A 10,594-nucleotide genomic window follows, 5' to 3' on the forward strand; every position below is an offset into this window, starting at 1 on the left:
GTCATGCCCTCCTTGGAGACCACTCCGAAGATCCGCGCCCGGATGAGCAAGCAGCGCAGCCACGACACGGGCATCGAGGTCACCCTCCGCCGCGCCCTGTTCGCGGCCGGGTTCCGCTACCGCGTCCACCGCAAGCCGCTCAAGGGCATGCGCCGCGAGGCCGACATCCTGTTCGGCCCGGCCCGCGTCGCGGTCTTCGTCGACGGCTGCTTCTGGCACGGCTGCCCGGAACACGCGACGTGGCCCAAGAACAACGCCGAATTCTGGCGGGAGAAGATCGAGAAGAACCGGGCCCGGGACCGGGACACCGACGCCCGCCTCGCCGACGCCGGTTGGCTGTCGGTCCGCGTCTGGGAGCACGAGAGCGCCACCGAAGCCGCCGAGCGGATCGCCGCCCTCGTCGACGGGCGACGGCCGGGGCGTGGGCGTGGGCGGAACGCCGGGGAAGCAGCGACCGAGTACGTCGCACCCCCTGTCGCCGGCTCCGCCTCCACCTCCACCTCGCCGACCATCGTGTCGGTCCGCCGGACGGTGTCGACCGAGTTGGTCAGACCGGCGCCCATGACGCCGAGGGCGGGCATGACGCCGACGACCCGTGCCGCGCACGGGCGGAGGACGGCCCCGGCCTCCGCCATGCGGTCAACCGTCCCGTCCTGCTGCGACCTTCCGTAACCACCGGCGCGCAAGCCCGCTCCCGACCCCTCTCAGGGGGCGCAGCCGGAGCGTGTGCGCCGGGCGCAGGAGCGGATACAGCGCACGTAGCCGGAATTCGCGCGCGGGGGCGCACTCCGGCGCATCGAATGTGTACACCACACTGTTGCCAAGAGATATCCGAATCGTGTCCGAAAAATCCCCGAGTTCGCCACAGAACCCCTTCTGACCTGCGGAATCACCACCCGGAGTGCGGCCCGGCGGGTATATGTGAAGACGCCCCACAGGTCACATCCGACTCTCTGGCACCACAACGCCTCCATTGTGAGAAATTCGGCCAAAATCCGGCCCCGGCGGGTCTACGATCTCCCAACGTCAGACCGGACCAGGGCCGTCGGTGATCACCAGGGGGTGGCATGGGCCTGCTCGGCGGCGACCTGCCGTTCGCCCGAACACTCACGGCCCACGACCTCGAAGCCCTCACCTCACTCGGAGCCCCGCGGACCTTCGCACCGGAGCAGCACCTGCTCTCCGAAGGGGACCGCTCGACGCACGTCCTGCTGGTCCTGACCGGCTGGTCGATGGTCTTCACGGCCATCGACCGGGGCGCCACCCGGCTCGTCCTCGGACTCCGCGGGCCGGGCGAACTGATCGGCGAACTGGCCGCGCTGGACCAGCGTCCGCGCAGTGCGACGGTCCAGGCGCTGGGCCCGGTCGAGGCCCTGGTGATCCCCGGCGACGGGTTCCGCCGGTTCCTGGCCGAAAGTCCCCGGGTCGGCAGTCAGGTGATGACCCAACTCGCCTCCCGGCTCAGGGACTCGGACCGGGAGCGGTCGGCCCTGGCCTCGCTCACCGTGGTGCAGCGGCTCGCCCGCCGCCTGGTCGAGCTCTCCCACGCCGACGCCACCTCCCGGCCCGGCCGGGACGACGTCGCCGCGGTGGTCCACCTGGCCCAGGACGAACTCGCCGCCACCGTCGGCGCCACCCGCGAGGCGGTGGCCAAGGCGCTCCGGCTCCTGCGCGACCAGGGGCTGGTGCGCACCGGCACCCGGAAGGTGGAGATCCTCGCCCCCGCGCCGCTGCTGCTGCTCGCCCGGGGGCCGTACGACCAGCGCCCGGAAGCTCGACGGCGCGCGGGAGGCGCGCCCGGACCGAACGCCCGGCGCGTGTAAACCGCCACAGACAACCCGGCGTGCGGCGCCGGATCCTGACGGCGTGTCGAAGACAACCATGGGGGAGAACGTGGACGACCAGGCAGTCGACGCGGTGTACGAGCTGGTGGTGGGCGTGGACGTCCGGAGGTCCGGCGCCTACGACGATCCGGGCAAGACCCGGATGCGCCGGCAGCTCTACGCCGTCCTGGACCGGGCCTTCGCCCGGGCCGGGGTGCCGGCCCGGGTCGTCCACCGGGAGGACCGCGGCGACGGCGTCCTGGCGACCATCGCCTCGACCGTCCCGCCGGCGCGGATCATCGGCGTCTGGGTGACCGAGGTGCACGAGCAGCTGCGCCAGGAGAACCGCGACCTGCGCACGCCGCTCGGGCTGCGGATCGGCCTGCACGTCGGGCCGGTCACCCACGACTCCCAGGGGGTCAGCGGCCACGCCGTGGACCTCGCCTGCCGCCTCACCGACGCGGACACCGCACGCCGGTTGCTCGAACGCGACCGTGCCGACCTGGTGGTGGTCGTCTCCGACTCGCTGTACCGGGAGGTGGTCCGCCACGGCGGCCGCTTCGTCGACCCCGAGCACTACGCGCCCGCCCGGCTGCGGCTCAAGGACGGCGAGGTGCCCGCCTGGATCAGGCTTCCGGGCCGGCCGCGGCCCGCCCCGGTGCCCGACCACGACGAACCGCCCGCCGACGGGCCGACCACAGGGGAGCCGGCCAACGGCGGGACGTCCGACGCTCGCGGCACCGACGGCGGGGCGCCCGGCGACGCACCACCGCACCGCGCCGACGCGAACGCCGGCGCAACGGACACCGGCCTCACCGGCCTCACCGGCTCGGTCAACGTCGGCGGGGACTTCTCCGTGCACCGCGACAACACCTACCGCGCGCCGGTCCACATCGGCCGCACCACCGGGGGAGACCGCCGTGGCTGAACTGCACGGGGCACCCGACGCCGCCCCGGAACGCCGTACCGAGGAACCCCGCCGCCGGGACGACCGCGGACGCGGCGACAGGCCCGGGCGGGAGGACCGTGCGCGGGACGAGCGTGACCGCGCCGACCGCGGCCACCCCGAGCGTGAACGCGACCGCCCCGGCCGTGAACGGGACAGCGACCGTGCCGACCGCGACCCGAAGCGGCCGGGCGGCGAGGAGCCGGGGCGCCCCGAGGACGGGCCGAACCGCCCCGACCGGGACGAACCGGCCCGCCCCGAGCACGACCGCCCCGAGCACGACCGCGAGGAGCAGGAGCGTTCCGAACACGAGCGCGCCGCCGGCCGCTTCCGCGAGCGCAGCCGCGACCGGCTGCTGGACGAGCAGGAGGAGGAGGGCGGCGCCGCCACCGGCATGGCCGCCACCTCCCGCGCCCACCGTTCGGCCCGCTCCTCCTACCAGGTCGGCGGCGACCACACCCTCTTCGACCGCTCGGTGTTCCACAGCGCCCACATCGGCGACGTGCACCTGCGCCTGGACAGCCGGCAGGCGGTCGGCGCGGCCAGCGGCCCGGTGCCGGAGTCGGAACTGCGACGGGTCCGCCGGATCTACCGCGAACCGGACGGGTACGTCGGCCTCCAGCGGGCCCTGCGCCACCAGCACGTCCTGGTGCTCGCCGCCGCCCCCGGCACCGGCCGGACCTGCACCACGCTGGCCCTGCTCGACGAACTGACCGACGTCGAGCCGGCCGAGGACGACGCGGCGGGCACGGCGGACACCGCGGACACGCCCCCCTCGGACGGCGGCCAGGAGCCGCCCGCCCGGGTCTCCCGGGTCGCGCCGGACACCCCGGTGAGCCGGCTGACCGCCGTGGTGCGCGAACAGGAGCACCGGCACCGCGGCTACCTGCTGGAACTCCCGTCCGGCGGCGGCCGCCCGGTCCTGCCGCCCGAGGAGCTCGAACTCGACGCGCTCGCCGCCGCCCTGGCCGCCCGGGACTCCTTCGCGGTGCTGGTGGTCGCCGCCGGCCCCACCGCGGCGCCGCTGCTCTCCGGGCGGTACGGGCTGATCTGCCCGCCCGCGCCCACCGAGGAACTGCTGCGCGCCCGGCTGGCCGAACGGCTCGCGGAGGAGGCCGACCGGGCCTTCGAGGACGACCCGGGCGCCGACCACCGGGAGACGTTCGGGCGGGGCCCGGGCGCCCGGACGTCCGCACGCGCCGAGGAACTCGCCGACGACCCCGAACTGCGCGCCGCCGTCGGCCTGGAGGATCTCCGGCCCGCCGAGGCCGAACTGCTCGCCGACCTGATCGCGGCCCACGTGCTGGGCCGACTCGGCCGCGCGGACCTGCTGGACGGCTGCGCCAGCCTGGCCCCGCAGCAGGCCCAGGAGTGGTTCGCCGGCGCCGACCGGGAGATCGCCGACACCACGGACACCAGCGAACGCTCGGCCGCCACGGTGCTGCACCCGACCGCGTCGCGGATCGCCCTCGCCGTCCTCAACGGTTCGGCACACAGCACCGTCGCGGAGGCCGCGCACCTGCTCACCTGGGAGCTCGCGATCGCCCGCGACCCGGCCAACGCGCCCGCCCGGCCGCTGTTCTGCGACGACCCGACCTCCGATCTGGCGTTCCTGCGGGCCGAGTTGACCACCGGCGAGGTGGAGACCGCAGGCATCGGCGCCCCGGCCCGGATCGTCCGCTACCGGGGCGCGGCGCTGCCCGCCGCAGTCCTCGCCGAGGTCTGGGACCGCCACCACCCGGCCCGCGAACCGGTGGTCCGCTGGATGCGGCTGCTCGCCGACGACCCGCGGCCCGAGGTCTGGGTGCGGGCAGCGCTGGCCTCCGGCGAGCTGTGCGCCCGGGACTTCGCCACCGGCTACGAGAAGCTGGTCCGCCCGATGGCCACCGCGCCCGCCACCCAGCGGCGCGCGTTCGCCGCCACCGTCCTCGACCAGACCGCCCGGCACGAGAGCCACCGGCCCACCGTCCGGGCCCTGGTCCGCGACTGGGCCGGCTCCGACTCGGCCCGGCTGCGCTGGACCGCCGCCATGGCGCTCGGCTTCGGCCGCATCGCCCCGGTCGAGGAGGCGCTGGACCGGCTCGCCCGGATCGGCGCCGACGAGGACGAGGACCAGGCACCGCTCGCCTCGTACAGCGCCGTCCGGCTGCTGTCCGGCCCCGACGACCGGGCGGTGCTGCGCCGGATCGCCGAGTGGACGGCCGACCGCCGGGTGCCCTACCAGGACCTCGGCCTGCTCACCACCGTGCGGCTGGCGCTGACCACGGTCGGCGAGGTGTGGGACGGCGAGGACTCGCCCGACCTCGCGGAACTCCTCGACTGGCCACTGCCGTTGGCCATCGCGGCGACCCGCCCTGACCGGTCCGGGGCCCTGGCCGACCTGATGTGGACGGCGTTGCGCACCCCGCGCTCGCACGAGGCCGCCGTCGACTGCCTGGAGTACTGGCTGCGCGGGGCCGTCCCCGAGGAGGACGGCGGGCCGGAGGACGGGCCGGACACCCGGCGCGGCTTGGCCGCGCTGCTGCCCCACCTGATCGCCGAGGACCGCGAACGACAGCTCCTGGACTGGCTGTTGCGCCGGATGATGAACGACCCCGACGACCCGCTGGACAAGACCGCGGCCCGCCGGCTCTGGCACCTCGCCACCAGCGGCCGACCCGCCCCCGACGACCGCCGGGGGGAGCTCGTCGCCCGGCCCCGCCCGGAACGCGGCCACCGGGACGACCGGCGCCGGGACGACCGCGACCGCGACGACCGACGCCAAGACAACCTCGACCGCGACCGCGACCGCAGCCGCGACGACCGACGCCAGGACGACCGCGGCCGGGACAACGGCCGCCACAACGACAGCCGGCCGGAGCGGAACAGGTCCGCCCGCGACCACCGCGATCACCGCCACCAGGACCCGGAGGAGGACGAACGATGACGGACACCCCCAAGCCCACCCCGACGCCCGCCCGGAAGTCCCCCGGCGGAGCCGGGCCGGCGACGACGCACCCCGCCGGTCCGCTGCTGAAGGAGTACCCGCGCCCGGAGACCGGCATCCGCCGGCCCGGACCGGGTGTCGCACTGGTGGTCTTCTACCGCAACGGCGGCCACAGCGTCGTCACCGCGAGGGGCAACGAGCACGTCGACCGCCCCTTCCTGGCCCGCCCGGTGACGGTCTGCGAAGTGGCGCGCGGCACGCACGTCACCCGGATGTCGCTCCAGGTGCCGGCGGCCGGCGGCACCACCTTCTTCGAGGTCGAGGTGGACGTCCAGTGGACGGCCACCGACTACCTCAAGGTGGTGGACGAGCAGGTGACCAACGTGGCCGTCCGGCTGCGGGCCCCGCTCACCGAGCGTCTGCGGGGCATCTGCGCCGGCTACCCCGTGTCGGCCGCCGCCGAGGCCGACCGTTCCGTCAAGGCCGCCTGTCGCAACGGCCAGTGGGACGACCTGGGGTACGACCTCGGGCTGAGCGCGGAGCTGTTCGTCCGCTTCGCCGTCGACCGCAAGACCATCACGCACGCCGAGGAGGTCCGGGACGACGACCACCGGGGGACGATGGCCGAGCGCGAGCACGTGCACTCCCTGACGGGCGAACACCGCTCGGGCGAACTGCTGCAGCTGAGGATGCAGAAGTTCCGGGTGATGCTCGACGGCGGGGAGTGGAGCCAGATCTGCTTCATGCTCGCCGACAACCCGGGCGAGGCCCGCGCCTTCATGGAGCTGCTGCGCCAGGAGGCCCGCGCGGACAAGCGCGAACTGCTCGAACACACCCTGGACCTGGTCGAGAAGGGGGTGATCCAGTCCGCCGAGTTGGAGAGCCAGGTCCGCGAGCTGCTCGGCACCGGGGTGTACCGGGTCGAGGGCAGCTTCGGCCGGCCGCCGGTGCGGTCCGCACCCCGGCGCGGGGAACTCCCGGCCGGCGGGCACCACGACGATCCGGACGACCGCCCTGACCACCGGACCGAGGACCACCGCGAGGACCACCGCGAGGACCGCCGGGGCGAACGGTCCGAGCGCTACGACCGGACCGAGCGGACCGACCGGACCGACCGCGGGACCGACCGGACCGACCGCGGGACCGACCGCCACACCGAACGGAAAGCCCCTCGGCACGACGACCCCGACAGCGGGCCCGACCACGACGGCCCGGCCGACCGCACCCGGCGCACCGGGTGGGACGACGGCGACCGCCGGGACGCCCCCCGCTCCGCCCCCCGGACGGACCGCGCCGCCGGCGCCCCCGACCTCGTCCAACGCCCCTACACGCCATCCTGGTTGGACACCGAGCCGGAGCCGCCCCGGCGCGCCGCGGCCGACACCCGGCCGCGCCGGCGCCCGAGCGAGGCGTTCGACGACTGGGAGCCCGGCGCGGCCCGGGACGACCGCGCGCAGTGGTCCGACCGCGACGACGACCGCGCCCCCGAACCGGACCGCGCCCAGGACCGCAACCTGGACCGCGGCCGCGACCGCGCCCAGGACCGCGCCCAGGACCGCGACGACCGGTACGCGGGCGGGACACGGAACGACCGGGTCGGCGACGCTCACGACGACCGCGACGACGACGGTCACGACGACCGGGACGACCGGGACGACCGGGACGACCGCCCCTGGTCCCCGGTCCGGGGGTGGTGACGCCATGACCGAGACCCCTGCCGCCCCCGCGCCACCGACCCCGCGGCCCGTCTCCGCCGCCGGGTCCACCACCCCGCCCGGGTCCACCACCCCGCCCGGGGCCGCCCCCACCGCCCCCGTCCCACCGACCGCCCCCAAGCCCCCGGACGCCCCCGACGAGACCCGTTTCGTCGCGGACCGCCTGCTGGCCGCCGTCCGCGAGGACATAGGCCGGGCCGACACCAAGGCCTCGATCCTGCTCACCGCCGCCCTCGGCCTCCCGGCCCTGCTGCTCGGCCGCAGCTGGCCGGACGGCCGCCCGGCCGGGCTCGCCGCCGTCCTGCTCGTCCTCGGCGGCGTGTTCTGGGCGGCCGGAGCCGTGGCGCTGGTGCGGGCGATACTGCCGCGCACCGGCACCCAGCGCGATCACGAGGGCGTCACCTACTTCGGCGACCTGCTGCCCGCCGGGGGCCGGACGGCACTGGCCGACCGGGTCTCGGCCGCCGGTCGCGACCCGGTCGGCTGGCTGCTCGTCCAGGCCGTCGACGTCAGCACCATCCTGGCCGCCAAGTACCGCTGGATCCGCTGGGGCGTCGGTTGCCTGGCGCCCGGCGCCGTCCTCACCACCGCCGGAGTGCTGCTCGCCTGAGCCCACCCGGTCCGCCCCCACCCGCCGATTTCCCGGCCGGCCCCGCCGGTCGGCCGGGAACACGCACCCTGATCCGGAGGAGATGACGGTGCTCCACCTGTCCCTGGCGCCCCACCGCGGGCGCGCCGCGACGGCCGCGACCCGGCCCCGATCCCGGCCCCGCCGGCCACGGCGCGGCTTCGGACGCGCCGCGGCCGTCGTCACGGCGGCCCTGTTGACCACCGGCCTGCCCGCCGCTCCGGCCGGCGCCGACACCCCGCCGCCCACCCCCACGTCGGCGTCCCCGTCCGGGGCACCGGCCGGCGCGCCCGGAACGCCCTCGGCGACGATCGGCCCGGTCGACTACGCCGTCGCCGTCGACGAGTCCGGCAGCCTCAAGCCCGAGGACCTCGAACGCGAGCGCGCGGCCGCCGTCCGGATCGCCCTCGGCGAGGTCCACCACGCCTCGACGGTCGGCATCTTCGGCTTCGCGAGCGCCGACCAGCCGGGCCAGCACCCGGTGGACGAGGTCTGTCCGCCGACCGCCCTGGACGCCGCCGGCCGCGACCGGATCGGCGTCTGCGTCGCCGGGCTGCACAGCCGCACCCCCGCCGAGGGCCAGGGCACCGACTTCCCGAGCGCCGTCCTGCAGGGCATCAGCCGGCTCACCTCCGGTACCGACCCCGCCGTCCCCCGGGTGCTGTTCGTCCTCACCGACGGCAAGCTGGACGTCAAGGACAGCCCCGCGTACGGCGATCCGGGCCACCGGGCGGCCGCCGGCGAGGAGGCCCTGACCGCGGCGCTGGCCGCCGCCAAGGCCGCCGGCATCCAGGTCTGGCCGCTCGGCTTCGGCGCGGAGCCCGACCAGGCCGCACTGGACCGGATGGCCGCCGGCGGCTTCCAGGAGGGCTGCGTCGGCCTCCCGGGTGCCAAGCCCCGCGCCTCGGTGGTGAAGGACTCGGGCCAGGTCGGCGCCGCCCTGGAGGCCGCCTTCGCCGCCGCCCACTGCCTGCGGAGCGAGGGGGTGCAGACCGGCCGCCCGCCGGCCGACCTGCCGGTGCGGATCTCCCCGCTCGCCACCGTCGGCAGCATCGTGGTCGACAAGGGCGACCCGGCGGTGACCGCGACCTACTTCGACCCGAGCGGACGCCCGATCACCGGCGCCGGGTCCGACCCGGACTCGACGTTCGAGTTCTCCGGGCGGGACAAGGCCATCGAGTCGCTGCGCATCACCGACCCCATGCCGGGCCAGTGGCGGGTCCACCTGGACGCTCCCGAGGGCCACCGGTCCCAGCTGGCCAGCGTCAGCGTGCTCTGGCGCGGCGCCCTGAACAGCTCGATCAGCCTGACCCCGCCGTCGCCGCGGGCCGGCGAGAAGGCCACGGTGACGGTCAAGCTGCAGACCCGCAAGGGCCTGGCGATCACCGACCAGCAGGACCTCAAGGACCTCGCCGTCACCTCCGTCCTGGAGGGCGAGGGCTTCCCCGCCGTCCGGGTCGACCTGGCCGACGACGGTGCGGCCCCGGACGCCAAGGCCGGTGACGCCACGTTCACCGGCGCCGTCACCGTCCCCGCCGGTGCCACCGGCCGGATCACGGCGTCCAGCACCCTGACCGCCTCCGGCCTCGCCGCCGACCAGAACCGCCCGTTCAGCTCGGTGGTCTCCCCCGCGGTACCGCTGGTCACCGCGGCCTTCTCGCTGGACGGCGACCACCGCGTCCACCCCGGGGACACCCTCAAGGGCACCCTGAACCTGCGCAACGACGACACGGCGCCGCACATCCTGCACCCGGCCGTGACCGACGTCGCGCCCGGCCTGCTGACGCTGTCCCCGGACTCGATCACGCTGGCGCCCAAGGAGTCCCGCAGCGTCGGCATCACGCTGACCGCCGGCGACGCCAAGGCGTTCGGCCGGCTGCTCGGCCACGACGGCGTCACCGTCGGCGGCAAGGTCTCCGTCGTCGACACCTCCGACCGCGACCGGGTGGTCGCCGACAGCCCGCTGTCCGTCACCGTCACGCCACCGCCCAGCTTCCTGGACGAGTGGTGGTGGGCCCTCCTGCTGCTCGGCATCCTCGTGGTGGTCGCCGTGCTGGCGCTGCTGGTCGTGCTCCGGGCCAGGAAGACCGGGACGTCCCCGGCCGGGCTGGAGCTGGTCCTGCTGGACGGCCGCGGCCGGGAGCTCGGGAAGCTCACCGCCGACGGCGGGTCCGGCGGCTGGTACGGGTTCGAGGTCAGCGGCGTCGGCGGCCCGCACCCGCGCCTCGTCCGCCGGCCCGGCGGGACGTACCGGGTCCAGCGCAGCCAGGACGGCGGCGCGGTACTGGAGGTCCGCCGCCGCACCCGCCACCGGCTGGGCGCGGGCACCCCGGTGGAGCTCGCCGACGGCCTGAGCCTGACGCTCGGCGCGAGCCGCCGCCCCGGCCCGGGCACGCCGCCACCGGCGTCCGGCAGCCGGCCGGGCCGGACCGAGCGGACCACCCCGCTGAACGACCTCCTGTGACCCGAACCGCTGCTCCTCACCGCGACCCACGCCCACCTCGTCCCACCCGACACCCGAGCCGGCCGCACCGCGCGGCCGGATGGAGGCGGAAC

Annotated in this window: 7 protein-coding genes; all 7 read left to right on the forward strand. The window is 75.9% G+C overall.

What is annotated here, in order from left to right; all coding sequences use genetic code 11:
• Nucleotides 1-3: 3 nt before the first annotated feature.
• The 7 genes from ACFV04_RS02500 (at nt 4) to ACFV04_RS02530 (ending at nt 10,502) form a co-directional block, all read left to right on the forward strand.
• Nucleotides 4-672 carry a very short patch repair endonuclease gene (locus tag ACFV04_RS02500; RefSeq protein WP_380526287.1) on the forward strand — a complete coding sequence of 223 codons (669 nt, stop codon included), beginning with the start codon at nt 4-6 and terminating at the stop codon, nt 670-672.
• Between the two features lie 395 nt (nt 673-1,067).
• Nucleotides 1,068-1,823: a Crp/Fnr family transcriptional regulator gene (locus ACFV04_RS02505; RefSeq protein WP_360265483.1), complete on the forward strand. Its 756-nt coding sequence runs from the start codon at nt 1,068-1,070 to the stop codon at nt 1,821-1,823.
• 43 nt (nt 1,824-1,866) lie between these two features.
• Nucleotides 1,867-2,751: a hypothetical protein gene (locus ACFV04_RS02510; RefSeq protein ID WP_380526289.1), complete on the forward strand. Its 885-nt coding sequence runs from the start codon at nt 1,867-1,869 to the stop codon at nt 2,749-2,751.
• Nucleotides 2,744-5,695: a hypothetical protein gene (locus tag ACFV04_RS02515; protein WP_380526291.1), complete on the forward strand. Its 2,952-nt coding sequence runs from the start codon at nt 2,744-2,746 to the stop codon at nt 5,693-5,695. Before ACFV04_RS02510 ends, ACFV04_RS02515 begins: the two co-directional genes overlap by 8 nt.
• Nucleotides 5,692-7,392 (forward strand): hypothetical protein, encoded by a 1,701-nt coding sequence (locus ACFV04_RS02520; RefSeq protein ID WP_380526293.1) that lies wholly within the window; start codon nt 5,692-5,694, stop codon nt 7,390-7,392. Before ACFV04_RS02515 ends, ACFV04_RS02520 begins: the two co-directional genes overlap by 4 nt.
• Before the next feature lie 4 nt (nt 7,393-7,396).
• Nucleotides 7,397-8,020, forward strand: a complete 624-nt coding sequence (locus ACFV04_RS02525) for a Pycsar system effector family protein (protein WP_380336218.1) — start codon at nt 7,397-7,399, stop codon at nt 8,018-8,020.
• A gap of 82 nt (nt 8,021-8,102) precedes the next feature.
• Entirely contained in the window at nt 8,103-10,502 is a 2,400-nt protein-coding gene (locus ACFV04_RS02530) for a VWA domain-containing protein (RefSeq protein WP_380526295.1), read from the forward strand.
• Nucleotides 10,503-10,594: the final 92 nt, after the last annotated feature.

Origin of the sequence: Kitasatospora sp. NPDC059599 (assembly GCF_042735125.1) — a bacterium.
Taxonomy (GTDB): Bacteria; Actinomycetota; Actinomycetes; order Streptomycetales; family Streptomycetaceae; genus Kitasatospora.